This window comes from Methylobacterium currus (assembly GCF_003058325.1).
GTDB lineage: Bacteria > Pseudomonadota > Alphaproteobacteria > Rhizobiales > Beijerinckiaceae > Methylobacterium > Methylobacterium currus.
On sequence record NZ_CP028843.1, the window covers coordinates 984,181 to 998,423 of the forward strand.

Genomic DNA, 14,243 nt, shown 5'->3' on the forward strand with positions numbered 1-14,243 from the left:
CGCCGGCGCTGATGCGCCGGATGCTTTCGCATCGACGTGTCGACGCGAAAGCGCGAGGGTATCAATCGCAGGAACGGAGCCAGCAGGGCCCGGTTCGCGACGGGAGTGGCGCCTGCGGCGCACGGAATCGCGCGTCTGCAAGACCGTTTCGGTCTGTGCGGCAGGTCGTCAATCGCGGCGACGATGGTCGACATCACAGGTGCTGGTCGTCTCGACTGAACGCCCGGACGGCGCAGCGACGATCAGACGGCGCAGTAGCGTGCCTGGATTTCAGGATCGCGCCGCAGCTCGGCCGCCTGGGCATGGTAGACGACCGCGCCGCCGTCGATGATGTAGACCCTGTCCGAGATCTCGAGGGCGAGTTCGACGTTCTGCTCGACGAGCAGGATGGTGGTGCCCGCCCGTTTCATCGCCACGAATTGCTCGAACATCTCCTCGACCAGGATCGGCATGATGCCTTCGGAGGGCTCGTCGAGGAGCACCATCACCGGCTCGGCCATGAGCGCGCGCGCAATGGCGAGCATTTGCTGCTCGCCGCCCGACATCGTGATCGCCTCCTGCTTCAGCCGCTGCTTGAGGCGCGGGAAGGTCTCGGCGATCGCCTCGATCCGCCGCGCTTCGTGATGGCGCGACGCCCGCTCGCCCTTCGTCGCCCGGTCACCCTTCGCAGCCCAGGGCCCCTTGGCCGCCAGGATGCCGAGGCGCAGGTTCTCCTCCACCGTCAGGCCTGGCACGATGCGCCGCTCCTCCGGCACGTAGGCGAGGCCCCGGTGGAACCGCTCGTGCGGCGGCCGGTCGAGGATGTCCGCCCCCGCGAAGGTCACGCGGCCCTCGCGCTTCGGCACGAGTCCCATGATCGACTTGAGCGTCGTCGTCTTGCCGGCACCGTTGCGGCCGACCAGCGTCACGATCTCGCCCGCACGGACCTCGAGCGAGAGGCCCTGCAGGATGTGCGAGTGGCCGTACCACGCCCTGAGATTCTCGACCGCCAGCAGCGGTGCGGGAGCGACGGCGTTCATGCGGTCTTGCCCAGGTAGACGCGGCGCACCTCGGGATGGGCGCGGATGTCGTCGGGGCTGCCCTCGGCGAGGAGCTGGCCCTGGTGGAGGACGACGAGGCGGCGGCACAGGCCCATCACGAGCTTCATCTTGTGCTCGACGAGGATGAGCGTTCGGGTCTCGGCGAGGCGCTGGACGAGGTCCATCATCTCGCGCGTCTCCTCCGGGCTCATGCCCGCGGTCGGCTCGTCGAGGAGGAGGAGCGTCGGCTCGGCGGCGAGCGCCACCGCAATCTCCAGCGCCCGCTGCTCGCCATGCGCCAGCTCGCGGGCGAGCCGGTCCATCCGGGCCCCGAGCCCGACCTCGCCGAGCAGAGCCTCGGCCTGCTCGGCGAGCTCCGGATAGGCCGAGCGGTCGCGGAAGAAGGCGAAGCGGACCCGGCGCGCCTGGGCGGCGACCCGCACGTTCTCGCGCACCGTGAGGTGCGGGAAGACGTTGGTGATCTGGAACGACTTGGCGATGCCCATCCGGGCGAAATGGTGCGGGGGCGCCCCGGTGATGTCCCGCCCGCGGAACAGCACGCGACCCTCGCTCGGCGGGAACGCACCCGAGATCAGGTTGAAGAAGGTCGACTTGCCGGCCCCGTTCGGCCCGATGATCGCGGTGATGCCGCCCTCGGGAAACCCGACGCTGACGCCGGACAGGGCCCGGAAATTCCCGAACCGCTTGCCCAGTCCCTCCGTGGCGAGGATCGGCAACGGGGAAGCGGCCGATGCCGCGAGGGGAGCCACGCTCACCATCCGGTCCTCCTCAGGCGCGCCAGCACCTCGCCCCAGATGCCCAGCGGCAGGAACAGCACGAAGGCGATGAAGATCGCGCCGACGAAGAGCTGCCAATGGCTGGTGAGCGTGGCGAGCCCGTCCTGGAGCAGCGAGAAGGTGGCGGCTCCGATGAAAGGCCCGAAGAAGGTGCCCATGCCGCCGAGCAGCGCCATCATCACCGCCTGGCCGGAGGTCGAATAGTGCATCGTCTCGATCGGCACGATCGAGAGATGAATCGCCTGCAGGGCGCCCGCGAGCCCGCACAGGGCGCCGGAGATCACGAAGGCCACGAGCTTCATCCGGCGCACGTCGTAGCCGCAGGCCTGGGCCCGGCCCTCGTTCTCGCGGATCGCCTCGAGGGCGGCCCCGAAGGGCGAGGAGAGGAGACGCGAGAACAGCCAGACGGCCCCCCCGACCACCGCCAGGACCGCGTAGTACTTCACCATCGGGTCGAGGAGGTCGAGGCGCAGGCCCGGCAGCGTCAGGACCGGCACGTTGATGCCGCGCAGGCCGTTCTCGCCCCCGGTGAAGGATTCCGCCCGGTAGAAGACGTAGTAGACGCACATCGACAGGGCGAGGGTCGTCATCGCGAAGTAGATGCCGCGGGTGCGGATCGCCAGCACGCCCATCGCGGCGGCGATGAGGGTGGCGAGCAGCGTGCCGGCGACGAGCGCCAGCGCCGGATGCAGCCCGTAATGGGCGATGGCGATGCCGCTGCCATAGGCGCCGCCGCCCAGGAACGCCGCGTGGCCGAAGGACAGGAGCCCGGTATAGCCGAACAGGAGGTTGAACCCGAGCGCGTAGAGCCCGAGCACCAGGATGTTCACGGCGAGCGCCTGGTAGGGCGCGATCCACGGGAAGACGACCAGGAAGGCGAGGGTCAGGGCGACGCGGTGGCGCGAGGCAAGGGCCAGCCAGCGCCCGGTCCGGCCCGAGCCCGGCCGGGGTGCGGCGAGAGGAGTGCCCTGCGCAAGGGCGTGTCCGGGGGCGGGCGGGCTCATCCGAGCGCCCCCGCCCGGCCGAGGAGGCCGCGGGGCCGCACGAGCAGGACCAGGGCCATCAGGGCGAAGATCGCCATCTTGGTCATGTCGGGCGCGACGAGCGAGGTCATCGCCACGACGATGCCGACGAGGAGACCGGCGAGCACGGCGCCGGCGAGGGATCCCATGCCGCCGACCACCGTGACCACGAAGGCTTCGGCCAGGACCGGGATGCCCATCTCCGGCGTCACGCCCTGGAGGGGAGCGGCGAGGATGCCGGCGAGACCGGCCAGCGCGCAGCCGAGGCCGAACACGGCGAGCCAGACCTTCGAGATCTCGATCCCGAGCACCTGCACGATCTGCGGGTCCCGGGCGCCGGCCCGGATCACCAGGCCGAACGAGGTGCGCTCGATGAAGAGCCAGAGCGCGCCGACGACCGTCAGCGAGAAGGCGATCAGGAACAGCCGGTAGAGCGGGAAGTAGCCGATGCCGAGATCGACCGCTCCCCGCAGCTCGGGCGGCGCCCCGAAGGGCAGGCCGGTGAGCCCGAAGGCGATGCGCACGCTCTCGACCATGACGTAGGACAGGCCGAAGGTGAGGAGCAGCGGATCGTCGATGCCGCGCCCGTAGAGCGGGCGCACGAGCACCCGCTCGACCGCGAGCCCGAGCAGTCCCATCGCCAGCGGGGCGGCGACCAGGCTCAGCCAGAAGCTGCCGGTATAGCCGTAGAGGAACACCCCGACATAGGCGCCGACCATGAAGAAGGCGCCGTGCGCGAAGTTGACGACGTTCATCAGCCCGAAGATCAGCGACAGGCCGATGCCGACCAGGACGTAGATCGCCCCGAGCGCGACGCCGGTCACGAGCTGCAGCGCGAGGAGGTCGAGGGGGAAGCCGCCGATACTGATGTCGTTCACAGCGGCACACTCCCGGTGACGGGGCGGAGGATCCGGCTCATGCCTTGTGGCCGAGTTCGTCGCAGCCGCGCAGGAAGCGCTCGTCGGGACCCTCGGTACCCAGGATCGTGAAGACGTCGTCCGGGGTCTTCAGGCCCTTCGACTTCGATTCGACGATCAGCACCGACTGCACCAGCTGGTGGTCGCACTTCCGGAAGCTCTGCGGCCCCTTGTAGAAGTCGGCCTTGAGGCCCTCCATCGCGGTCACGACCTTGTCGGTCTCGACCGATCCGGCCGCCTTCACGCCCTCCAGGACCGAGCGCACGCCGGCATAGCCGAGCGCGCCGTAATCGGAGGGCACCGCCCCGTTATAGGCGGCACGGAACCTGTCGTTGAACGCCTTGGCGCTCGGCACGGTGTCCTCCAGGCGCCAGTAATACGAGGTCCCGCCGATCACGCCGTCGAAGGCCTCGCCGCCGGCCTTGCGCGACGTGAAGAGGAGGACCGGCGCCACGAGCTTGGTGTTGCGCTTCAGGCCGAACTCGGTCGCCTGCTGGATCGACACGACCTGGTCGCGGCCGAAATTGCACAGGCACAGCACGTCGGGCTTGAGCGCGGCGATCCGGGGCAGGAAGGCCGAGTAGTCCGAGGCGCCGATCGGGTGGCGGATATCGGCGACGACCTCGATGCCCGAGGCCTCGCCGGCGCGCTTGAAGCCGCGCACCATCTCGTGGCCGTAGGCGTAGTCGGCGCTCAGAAAAGCGACCCGCTTGCCGCTCTTCGGGAAGACGTAGCGGCCGACCGCACCGGCGGTCATGTGCGGGTTCAACGCCTCGTGGAAGGTGGTGCGGCCGAAATCCTTGGCCTCGTTGATCGCGTCCGACTGGCTGATCGAGTTGTAGATCACCCGGCGCTCGCGGGCGACGTTGTTGATCGAGAGCGTCACCGCCGCCGACAACCCGCCGACGAGGAAGTTGACCTTGTCCTTCTCGATCAGCTCGAGGGTGCGGCCGGCGGCCTCGCCGGGATTGAGCTTGTCGTCCCGCACCAGGAGCTCGGCCTGGCGGCCCTGGAAGCCGCCGGCCTCGTTGAATTCCTTGATCGCGAGCTGGGCGGCGCGGACCTGGTCGTTCGCCTCGGCCCCGAACGCGCCGGTGAGCGGCACCGGGAACCCGATCTTGATCGGGCCTCCTTGCGCCGCCGCGGAGCGCAGGAGGGCGGGGGCGGCGAGCGCCAGCGCGGATGCGGCGGCGCTGCCCTGGAGCAGCCGGCGCCTGTCGAAGCCCGTCGTCATCCTGTCGTCCCTCCTGAAGTGGCGTCGTCCTCGCCGGGACCGGTCTCGTTCGGGCGGACCGGTTGCCGGATGTCGTGTCCCTCTGCCTCACGCGACCCCCGGCCGCCGCCCGGTCGGGGCGGCGCGCCGGGCGTGCGCTCAGATCAGGCCCATGGCCTCCAGCACCACCTCCGGCGTCACCGGCTGGCGCGAGACCCGGGCCCCGAAGGGCCGGAGCGCGTCGTTGATGGCGTTGACCACCGCCGCCGGCGCGCCGGCGGTGCCGGCCTCGCCCGCGCCCTTGGCCCCGATCTCCGAGGAGGCCGTCGCCGAGACGACATGGGCGACCTCGATATCCGGCATCTCGCACGCCATCGGCACGAGGTAATCGGCCATCGAGCCGTTCTGAAGCTGGCCGTCCGCGTCGTAGAGGCAGTGCTCGAACAAGGCCCCGCCGATCCCCTGGACGATGCCGCCGCGGATCTGCTCGTCGACGAGGAGCGGGTTCAGGACGGTGCCGCAATCCTCGACGCACCAATGCTTGAGGAGCCGCACGAACCCGGTCTGCGGGTCGACCTCGACATAGGAGGCCTGCACGCCGTTGGTGAACGCGAAGGGGTAGTCCTTCGGCACGTAGTGCCGGGTCGCGACGAATTCCGGCTGCACGCCGGGCGGCAGGGTGTCGGGCCGGAAGTAGACGATGCGGCCGAGCTCGGCGAGCGTCATGCGCTCCGCGCCCGTGGCGGCATCCACCACGGCCCCGTCGCGCATGTCGAGGCTCCGGGGATCGGCCTGGAGGATCGCGCCCGCCACCGCCACGACGTTCTCGCGAAGGGCCTTGCCCGCCTGCCAGGCGGCCTCGCCGCCGATGCCGGCCCCGCGCGAGGCCCAGGTGCCGCCGCCATAGGGGGTCGCCTGCGTGTCGCCCGAGACCACCCGGACCTTGTCCATCGGCACGCCGGTGGCGGTGGCGACGATCTGGGCGATGATGCCCTCGGTGCCCTGGCCCTGCTCGGTCACGCTGATGGCCGCGACGACGCCGCCCTGCGGGTCGAGCCGGACCGTGCAGCCGTCCTGCGAGGAGATGCGCGCGCCCCCGACCCCGTAGAAGGCGGCGGACGGGTTGGTGATCTCGATGAAGGCGGCGAGCCCGATGCCGCGATGGACGCCCTGCTCGCGCAAGACCGCCTGCTCGGCGCGCAACGCGTCATAGCCCATCATCGCCTTGAGCTTGGCGAGCGCCGCCTGGTGGGACAGCTTCTCGAGCTTGATGCCCGAGACGCCGGCGCACGGATAGGCATCGTCCGGGATGACGTTGCGCTCGCGCAGGGCCAGCGGATCGAGCCCGAGCCGGGCGGCGCCGAGATCCACCAGGCCCTCGGCGACCATCGTGGCGATCGGGTGGCCCACCGCCCGGTACTGGCAGGTCGGCGCCTTGTTCTGGAGCACGACCCGGGCCCGGGCACGGTAATGCCGGTGGCGATAGGGGCCGCCGGTCAGGTTGACGACCTGGTTGGCCTCGACCGCGCTGGTGCGCGGATAGACCGAGTAGGGCCCGATCCCCGTCAGGTCGTCCATGTCGATCGCCAGGATGTCGCCCTCGGCCGAGAACGCCATCCGGGCGGCGACCCGGTGGTCACGGGCGTGGATGTCGCTCTGGAAGCTCTCCAGCCGGTCGGCGACGAACTTGACCGGGCGCTTGAGCATCAGCGCCAGCGCGCAGGTCGCCATCTCGTCGGGGTAGATATGGACCTTGATCCCGAACGAGCCGCCGACATCCTTGCAGATCACCCGCACCGCCCCCTCGTGCAGGGAGAGGTGCTTGCACAGGATGTCCTGCATCATGTGCGGCGCCTGGAAGGAGTGATGCACGGTGAGCAGGCCGTCCGCCGGGGCCCAGTCGGCCAGGATCGCCCGGGGCTCCAGGCAGACGCCGGTATGCCGGCCGAACCGGAACGTCTCCTCGACCACCACCGCCGCGTCGCGGAACGCCGCATCCACCTCGCCGACGTCGAGGACGCGCTCGAAGGCGAGGTTGTCGCCGAGATCCGGGTGGATCGCCGGCGTCTCGGGATCGAGGGCCGTCTCCATCTCGACCACGGCGGGGAGGGGCTCGAACGCGACCTCGATCGCGGCGAGCGCGTCCTCGGCCTCGGCGCGGCTCCGGGCGACGACCGCGCAGAACGGCTCCCCGACCCAGGTCACCCGCTCGGGCGCCAGGGCGTATTGAGGCGCCGAGCGCAGGCCCTTGAAGTGGCCGAGCACCCCGATCCACGGCGTGCAGACCCGCGCCAGCTCCGGCCCGGTCACGATCGCGATCACCCCCGGCATCGCCCGGGCGGCATCCGTTTCGATCGAGAGGATGCGCGCATGGGCGTGGGGGCTGCGCAGGAAGGCGACGTGGGCGAGGCGGGCGGCGGGAACGTCGTCGACGTAAGTCCCGCGGCCCTCCAGCAGGCGCCGCGCGTTCGGCCGCGGGACCGACCGGCCGATATAGCTGTTCGGCCGGTCGAGGAAGGTCAGGCCACCCGGATCCGTGCTCATTCGGCGGTCTCCCGGCGGTTGCGGCGCGCCTCCGCCGTGGTGGCGATCGCGTCCACGATGGCGTGGTAGCCGGTGCAGCGGCAGTAATTGCCGGAGATCACCGCGCGGATCTCCTCGCGCGAGGCGGCAGCCGTCTCGTCGGCCAGAAGCTCGGCGGCGGTCACCAGCATCCCGGGTGTGCAGTAGCCGCATTGCAGGGCGTTGCGGGCGTGGAAGGCGTCCTGCAGGTCGCCGATGCGGCCGCTCTCGGTCAGTCCCTCCACGGTCTCGACGGTGGCGCCGTCGGCCTGGACCCCGAGCATCAGGCAGGCGCGCACCGCCCGCCCGTCGACCAGGATCGTGCAGGCGCCGCAGACGCCGTGCTCGCAGCCGAGATGCACCCCGGTGAGGCCGAAGGTTCCCCGCAGGAGGTCGCCGAGATGCATCCGCGCCGGGACCCGGGCGCGCACGGCCTCGCCGTTGAGCGTGAACGCGACCGCGTGCTCGCGGTCCGGGCTCTCAGACGCCATCGAGGCCTCCACCGCGAACGGTCCCTATCGGTGCGGCATCCTCCCGGAGCCGGCCCGCCACGCGGCCGAGGAGGACGCGGGCGAGGTGCCGCCGTGTCGCGGCCTTCGTGGCGGGGTCGTCCGGCGGGTCGATCTCGCCGGCGAGCGCCGCCTGCGCGCCCGCGACGTCCCCAGCCTCGACCGCCGCCGCGGCGGCCCGCGCCAGGACCGGCCGGTCGGCGACCCCGAAGAAGGCGAGGCGCAGATCGGTGAGGCGCCCGCCGGCCCGCCGCCCGGTCGCGGCGAGCCCGACGAGGGCGTAGTCGCCGTGGCGGCGCGACAATTCCTCGAACCCCCACACCGCGTCGGGACCCGGCACCGGGAACTCGACCGCGGTGACGATCTCGCCGGGCTCCAGAGCCGTCGCGTAGAGACCGAGGAAGAAGTCCTCGGCGGCGATGCGCCGCTCGCCATGGCACCCGCGCGCCACGATGGTGGCGCCGGCGGCCAGGCAGCAGGCGGGCCATTCGGTGGCCGGATCCGCCAAAGCCACCGAGCCGCCGATCGTGCCGCGGTTGCGGATCGCCGGATGGGCGATGTGGGGCATGGCCGCGGCCAGGAGCGGCAAGCGCTCGCGCACGACCGACGCGGTGCCCACGTCGCGATGGCGCGTCATGGCGCCGATCCGCACGAAGCCGCCCTCCTGGCCGCCCTCCTGGCCGCCCGCCTCGGAGACGCCGGCGAGATCGGGAATCGCGTTCAGGTCGACCAGCAGGCGGGGAGAGGCGAGCCGCATGTTCAGCGCCGTGACGAGGCTCTGGCCGCCCGCGAGGGGCACCGCATCCTCGCCGTGCTCGGCGAGCAGCGCCAGAGCCGCATCGAGCGAGGCGGGACGCACATAGGCGAAGTCGGGCGCCTTCACGCGCTGGTCCTCCTCCCGATGGGCTTGCCCATGACCGCCCCGATGGGACAGGCTGGATGCCCTTGTTGATCGACCGCTCAAGAGAAGGCCAAATCCGCGATGGCGTCAAGCAGGCCTGAAGGCCAACAGGCGGCGAACAGGGCCGCGAGCGCCCCGACCGGACGGCGGCTGACGGCGGAGAGCCGCGAGCGCCAGATCGTCGAGGGGGCGATCGCCTATTTCGCCGAGGTCGGCCTCGACGGGCATACCCGCGAGCTCGCCCGCCGCCTCGGCATCGCGCAGCCGCTCCTGTTCAGGTACTTCCCCACCAAGGCGTCGCTGATCGAGCGCATCTACGAGGAAGTCTACCTCAAGCGCTGGAAGCTCGCCTGGGAGGAGACGGTGCGCGACGCCTCACTGCCGTGCCTGGAGCGGTTCCGGCGCTTCGAGATCGATTACCAGCGAACGATCGACGATTATGCCTGGTTGCGGATCTTCGTCTCGGCCGGGCTGAAAGGCTTCGATCTCCCGAGCCGCTACCTCGGCATGGTGCGCGAGCGCATCTTCGCGCCGCTCCTCGAAGACATGCGGGCGGAATCCAACCTGCCGAGCCCGCAGGCCCAGCCCCTCGCGGCGGACGAGTTCGAGCTGCTCTTCGGAATCCACGGTGCCCTGGTCTATGTGGGCTTGCGCTCGAGGGTCTACGGGATGGATGGCACGGCCGATCGCGACGCCGTCCGCGCCGCGATGTTGGATGCCGCCTTGCCCGGCCTGCTCGCGACCCATCGCCGAGTGGTGACGAGGGCCAGATCCATCACGCCGATCGGCGAGTGAACGGTCTTCTCATACCCTCGCGCCTTGGCATCGACACGTCGATGCCAAGGCGTCCGGCGCATCAGCGCCGACGCCCGTTCGGGCTTAGCCAGCGCCTTCGAACGGGTCCGTTCGAAGGCGCGGCGGTATCAGCGAAACCGGCGACGCCGGTTCGATGATGACGTCCCGCAGCGCGGCGTCGACGGCGTCCATCGCCGCGCCGATGAGCCGGCCCGGCAGGAAGGCGAGGCGGCATCCCATCGCCGCGGCTGCCCTGAAATCGACAGCAAACGCTTCGCACGATCCGGGACGGGGCGGAGCCGGGATCTCGTCGCCATGCGCTGCGCGGCCCAAACCTGCTGAAATCGTGCTCGACTCTGCGGGGCCGCTCCTCCTTGCGGAGCGGACGCCCGGGCCGGCAGGGACGAAGGTCTGCAAGGGGTCGGGAGTTCGCCCGCTGATTGGCAGCAACGCGTTCTCTAGGAGCCGCCAGCATGGCCGCTCGGCGCGTCGTGGCCTTGCCCTGCTCGACGCCAGGTTTGGCAAGCTGACGAACGACCTTGGGTCGGTGCGTAGCGCCGTCAATGCCCTCACGCACGCACGAGCGGGCAGCCGCCCTTGTCGAGGGGCCGGAACGCCTCGTCGATCGGGGTCGTCCCGACGAGCTTGTAATAGTCCCAGGGGCCGCTGCTCTCGGAGGGTTTCTTGACCTCGAACAGGTAGGCCGGGCAGAGCTTGCGGCCGTCTTCGCGGATACGGCCGGGGCCGAAGGCGTCGTCGTCGGTCGGCATCGCCTTCATGCGGTTGACGACGTCGACGCCCGAGGCCTTGGCGGCTGGCACCCCCATGTCGGTCACGGCCTTCAGGTAGTGGAGCACCGCCGAGTAGTTCGCGATCGAGGCCATGTTCGGGTACGTGCCCTTCAGCCGCGGCAGCGCCCGCCGCGTCACCGCGCGGGTGCGGTCGTTCAGGTCCCAGTAGAAGCTCTCGGTCAGGACCAGGCCCTGCGCCGCCTTGAGGCCCAGCGCGTGCACGTCCGACAGAAACATCAGCAGCGCCGCCAGCCTGAAGCCCTGCTGGGTCAGCCCGAACTCGGCCGCCTGCTTGATCGAGTTGACCGTGTCCGCCCCGGCATTGGCCAGGCCGATCACCTTGGCGCCGCTGCTCTGGGCCTGGAGGAGGAACGACGAGAAGTCCGCGGTCGACGGGAACGGGTAGCGCACGCTGCCGAGGACGCGCCCGCCATTGGCCTTCACGAACGTGCCGGTGTCGCGCTCGAGCGCGTGACCGAAGGCGTAGTCGGCGGTGATGAAGAACCACGAGTCGCCGCCGGCCTTCACCATGGCGCCGCCGGTCGATTTCGCCAGCATGTACGTGTCGTACATCCAGGAGATCGTGACCGGCGTGCACTGCACCCCGGTCAGGTCGGAGGTGGCCGCGCCGGTGTTGATGTAGGCCTTGTTCTTCTCCCGGGCGACCTGATTGACCGCAAGGCCGACCGAGGAGGTCGGCACGTCGATGATCAGGTCGACACCGTCGCGGTCGTACCACTGCCGGGCGATGCCGGCCCCGACATCGGGCTTGTTCTGGTGGTCGGCCGAGATCACCTCGACCCGGAAGCCGCCGGCGGCGAACTCGTCGACGGCCATCTGGGTGCAGGCGACGCCATAGGGCCCGCTGATGTCGCGGTAGGGCCCGGACTGGTCGTTGAGAACGCCGATCCGGATCGTGTTCGCGGCCTGCGCCCGCGACAGGCGCGGCAGCATCGGCATGAGGCCGAATCCGGCTCCGGCGGCCAGCATCTGACGTCGGGTCGTCCGCATCGTCTTGCACCTCCCGCCTCATGAGGCGCATTCGCGAGACTCGTGTCAACGGCGAAACTGCCACATACCCAATATTTACCCCTGATCGTGCGCGGGGTGAACGCTTTTCAATGCTGCAACGCAAATAAACCACCGTGCGACTCTTCTCAATTCGGCACGTTTTAACCTCTTATAACCTATCCATCCGGATAAGACATCTCATGCCCAAGGTCGGAAGCAGAGGTTGAATGCTGGGACCGGCCATCTCTTGCTGGTTGCGCCTGCCCCGGGGCAAGGCGAACGCCCGGGACGACCTGCTTCCCGAGCGGTCGAGATTGCCCCGAGGATGGATCGGATCGTCATGGGGATGGCGGGGCGTGTCCCAGGCAGCATGCCGGTCTCGCGACCGGCGCCTGCTGATGAGGGCGGCCCCCTCCGCTGGACGAACGCTGCGGGGCGAATGCGGAGCAGGTTCGATGCGTGCCGCGGAGACCGGGGACGTCTCGAAGGCGACGGGTTCTCCCAGGACGCTTCGCATCACTGGCCTGATCGCCGCGCCCGCTCCAATCCCCGTGGCGGCATCCGCGCCATGGTACGGGCACGACGTGCGGTACGGCCATCTGCGTGTCCTCGCCCTCCTGGATCGGGGGGAGCGTCCGGCAACTTCGTCTGTCGCCGCACCGGCCGAAAGGGGCCGGCGCGAGCCCCAGGCGAGGAACGGGGCCCGGTCCGTCACCGGCGATGATGAGGGTGCATGGGCCGCCTCGCGCGGCCGCGACGTTGGTGATGACGCCTCAAGCGGCCGTGGTGGTGATCATGCATCCCGTCCATTCGGCCCCCAGGCCAAGCCGAGCGGTGGCTCCTGCGTCCCGGCGCTGGCAGGGCCAGACAGCCAGAGGGGCAGCGCGCCGGTCCGCAGCCGGCATCAGGAGCGGAGCGTTGCTCAGCGTCGGGTCCCCGACGTATATCGGACAGGCGTTTCAGCCGGCGCGACGTCCGCGACGTTGTCGAAGCCGAAGCAGTGCAGGGCAAGGGCCCGGCGGTTGCCGAGGCGCTCCTGCATGGCGCACTCGGACCGGCCGTCCCGGAACTGTCCGCATACCGACGACGCGTTCGGGTTGGGAAGATCCCGGCCGTTCTCGTCCTGCGGCAAGCACGAGCCCACGAACCTTTGCGATTTGGGGGCCATCTGACGGTTCCCGCCCGGGGCGTCCGGCTGAGCCAGCGCGGCCGCCGGCACGATCACGAGCCACGAACACGCGATCGGGATCAGTGTCGAATATCTCACGGTATGACCTATGAATGCAGGAGCTCGACGAATAGGGAGAAGAGATCGAGCATCACGATCGCGCCGATCGCGACGTATATCGTGATAGGCCGCCAGCCGCTCGACCATGCGCGATCCCCGTCCGGGTCCGGTCGCAGACCGTTCTGCCTCGCCGCCCGCTGCTCCGTTCGGTCAGCAACGGGCTCGAGCAAGAATCTGGATGGTCGGCCCCGATCGAAGTCTCGCGCGCCGTGTGGCATCACCTCTCCCCTGTCGGCGCCCAGTTACGAGCTTCGCCCGCCTCGGCGTGAGTCACGGGGCGGAACAGCATCTTTGCGGAAATCGCAAACATGTGACCGGGCAGGGCCGGCCGCCTGCGCCAGGGGGATCAGGGGCGCGGCGCGGGAACCGGGCGCGCGATAGCGGCGGCCAGGAAATCCATGAAGACGCGGATGCGCGGCGGCAGATGCCGCCGGCTCGCATACGAGGCGTAGAGGGCGATCGGGTCCGACCAGTAGGGTTCGAGGCACGGCACGAGGCGTCCCGCCTCGAGTTCGGTCGCGATATCCCACTCGGCCCGGGAGGCGATGCCGTGCCCCGCCAGGACCCAGGCGTTGACCACCTCCGTGCTCGTCGTCGACAGCTTGCCGCGGATGTCGATCGTGCTCACGCCGTCGCCATCCCGGAACGACCAGCGGTCCACGTCCTGGTGTCCGGTCACGAGGCGGATGCAATCGTGATCCTTGAGGTCCTCCGGCGTCGCGGGGATCCCGCGCTCGCGCAGGTAGCGCGGCGCCGCGCAGACGATGCGCCTGCCGGACAGGAGCTTTCGGACGATCACGCCGGAGGCTTGCGGGGGCACCGCACCGATCGCGACGTCAAGCCCGCCATTGACCACGTCGAGGCTCGTGTCGGTCAGAACGAGATGGGCGCTGACCACCGGAAATTCGGCACTGAAATCGGCGATGATCGGCGCCAGCACGCGCCGACCCCACTGCAAGGGCGCGCTGATCCGCAGAGATCCCCGTGGCTGTCCCACCCCCTGCGCCGCTTCGGCCTCGGCATCGTCGATCTGGGCCAGGATCCCGATACAGCGCTCGTGGAACAGGGCGCCCTCGTCGGTGAGGTCGAAGCGGCGCGAGGTGCGTGTGACGAGACGAACGCCCAGCCGGTTCTCCAGCGCGGTGAGGTGCCGGCTCATCACGGCCGGCGACGAACCCATGGCCCGCGCCGCCGCCGAGAGGTTGCCGGCCGCCACCATGGCGGCGAACAACCGAAGGTCACTGATCTCGTCGGCCATCCTGGTTCCGCCGGTCTTCGTGCGTCATGGCTGCGCGACGCGCATTCTGCCCGTCATGAGGATTCGGGACGAGCACGGTCCGAATTCCTGCCGCGAGGCCGCGCGGAGCCCGAGCGATGCGGTCCAGGTCCCGGCACCCGCCGATGCTCCCTTCCTCGCC

General features: G+C 70.2%; 13 protein-coding genes. 1 reads left to right on the plus strand and 12 read right to left on the minus strand.

Annotated features, from left to right (window positions below; translation table 11 throughout):
• Positions 1-242: 242 nt before the first annotated feature.
• The 8 genes from DA075_RS04495 to DA075_RS04530 form a co-directional block, all read right to left on the minus strand.
• The gene (locus tag DA075_RS04495; RefSeq protein ID WP_099952194.1) at positions 243-1,019 is read right to left on the minus strand and encodes an ABC transporter ATP-binding protein; all 777 of its coding nucleotides are present in this window, start codon (positions 1,017-1,019) and stop codon (positions 243-245) included.
• A complete protein-coding gene (locus DA075_RS04500; protein WP_099952195.1) occupies positions 1,016-1,798 on the minus strand; it encodes an ABC transporter ATP-binding protein in 783 nt (260 codons plus the stop codon). Before DA075_RS04500 ends, DA075_RS04495 begins: the two co-directional genes overlap by 4 nt.
• Positions 1,792-2,820: a branched-chain amino acid ABC transporter permease gene (locus DA075_RS04505; protein WP_099952196.1), complete on the minus strand. Its 1,029-nt coding sequence runs from the start codon at positions 2,818-2,820 to the stop codon at positions 1,792-1,794. The genes DA075_RS04500 and DA075_RS04505 overlap by 7 nt, the downstream gene beginning before the upstream one ends.
• A complete protein-coding gene (locus DA075_RS04510) occupies positions 2,817-3,716 on the minus strand; it encodes a branched-chain amino acid ABC transporter permease (protein WP_099952197.1) in 900 nt (299 codons plus the stop codon). The genes DA075_RS04505 and DA075_RS04510 overlap by 4 nt, the downstream gene beginning before the upstream one ends.
• Positions 3,717-3,753: 37 nt before the next feature.
• Positions 3,754-4,989 (minus strand): ABC transporter substrate-binding protein, encoded by a 1,236-nt coding sequence (locus DA075_RS04515; protein ID WP_099952198.1) that lies wholly within the window; start codon positions 4,987-4,989, stop codon positions 3,754-3,756.
• A gap of 138 nt (positions 4,990-5,127) precedes the next feature.
• A complete protein-coding gene (locus tag DA075_RS04520) occupies positions 5,128-7,512 on the minus strand; it encodes a xanthine dehydrogenase family protein molybdopterin-binding subunit (RefSeq protein ID WP_099952199.1) in 2,385 nt (794 codons plus the stop codon).
• Entirely contained in the window at positions 7,509-8,021 is a 513-nt protein-coding gene (locus DA075_RS04525; protein ID WP_099956403.1) for a (2Fe-2S)-binding protein, read from the minus strand. The genes DA075_RS04520 and DA075_RS04525 overlap by 4 nt, the downstream gene beginning before the upstream one ends.
• A complete protein-coding gene (locus DA075_RS04530; protein ID WP_099952200.1) occupies positions 8,011-8,922 on the minus strand; it encodes an FAD binding domain-containing protein in 912 nt (303 codons plus the stop codon). Before DA075_RS04530 ends, DA075_RS04525 begins: the two co-directional genes overlap by 11 nt.
• A gap of 99 nt (positions 8,923-9,021) precedes the next feature.
• On the opposite strand from DA075_RS04530, the gene DA075_RS04535 reads away from it, so the two are divergent.
• Complete coding sequence (locus tag DA075_RS04535; protein WP_099952201.1) at positions 9,022-9,735, plus strand: TetR/AcrR family transcriptional regulator; 714 nt, start codon at positions 9,022-9,024, stop codon at positions 9,733-9,735.
• An 84-nt stretch (positions 9,736-9,819) separates the two neighbouring features.
• Here the strand turns inward: DA075_RS04535 and DA075_RS35715 are convergent, their stop codons facing one another.
• From DA075_RS35715 to DA075_RS04550, 4 genes are all read right to left on the minus strand, one after another.
• On the minus strand, positions 9,820-10,152 hold the full coding sequence (locus tag DA075_RS35715) for a hypothetical protein (protein ID WP_123834127.1): 333 nt from the start codon (positions 10,150-10,152) through the stop codon (positions 9,820-9,822).
• A gap of 152 nt (positions 10,153-10,304) precedes the next feature.
• Positions 10,305-11,537: an ABC transporter substrate-binding protein gene (locus DA075_RS04540; RefSeq protein ID WP_099952202.1), complete on the minus strand. Its 1,233-nt coding sequence runs from the start codon at positions 11,535-11,537 to the stop codon at positions 10,305-10,307.
• Between the two features lie 922 nt (positions 11,538-12,459).
• Positions 12,460-12,804, minus strand: coding sequence for a hypothetical protein (locus DA075_RS35720; RefSeq protein WP_123834129.1), 345 nt, complete (start codon positions 12,802-12,804; stop codon positions 12,460-12,462).
• Between the two features lie 367 nt (positions 12,805-13,171).
• Positions 13,172-14,083: a LysR family transcriptional regulator gene (locus DA075_RS04550; protein WP_099952204.1), complete on the minus strand. Its 912-nt coding sequence runs from the start codon at positions 14,081-14,083 to the stop codon at positions 13,172-13,174.
• Positions 14,084-14,243 lie beyond the last annotated feature (160 nt).

Bases quoted from the DNA above. Each gene is read 5' to 3' on its own strand.
- DA075_RS04495 (WP_099952194.1), bottom strand. From the start codon at position 1,019: ATGAACGCCGTCGCTCCCGCACCGCTGCTGGCGGTCGAGAATCTCAGG.
- DA075_RS04500 (WP_099952195.1), bottom strand. From the start codon at position 1,798: ATGGTGAGCGTGGCTCCCCTCGCGGCATCGGCCGCTTCCCCGTTGCCG.
- DA075_RS04505 (WP_099952196.1), bottom strand. From the start codon at position 2,820: ATGAGCCCGCCCGCCCCCGGACACGCCCTTGCGCAGGGCACTCCTCTC.
- DA075_RS04515 (WP_099952198.1), bottom strand. From the start codon at position 4,989: ATGACGACGGGCTTCGACAGGCGCCGGCTGCTCCAGGGCAGCGCCGCC.
- DA075_RS04520 (WP_099952199.1), bottom strand. From the start codon at position 7,512: ATGAGCACGGATCCGGGTGGCCTGACCTTCCTCGACCGGCCGAACAGC.
- DA075_RS04525 (WP_099956403.1), bottom strand. From the start codon at position 8,021: ATGGCGTCTGAGAGCCCGGACCGCGAGCACGCGGTCGCGTTCACGCTC.
- DA075_RS04535 (WP_099952201.1), top strand. From the start codon at position 9,022: ATGGCGTCAAGCAGGCCTGAAGGCCAACAGGCGGCGAACAGGGCCGCG.
- DA075_RS04540 (WP_099952202.1), bottom strand. From the start codon at position 11,537: ATGCGGACGACCCGACGTCAGATGCTGGCCGCCGGAGCCGGATTCGGC.
- DA075_RS04550 (WP_099952204.1), bottom strand. From the start codon at position 14,083: ATGGCCGACGAGATCAGTGACCTTCGGTTGTTCGCCGCCATGGTGGCG.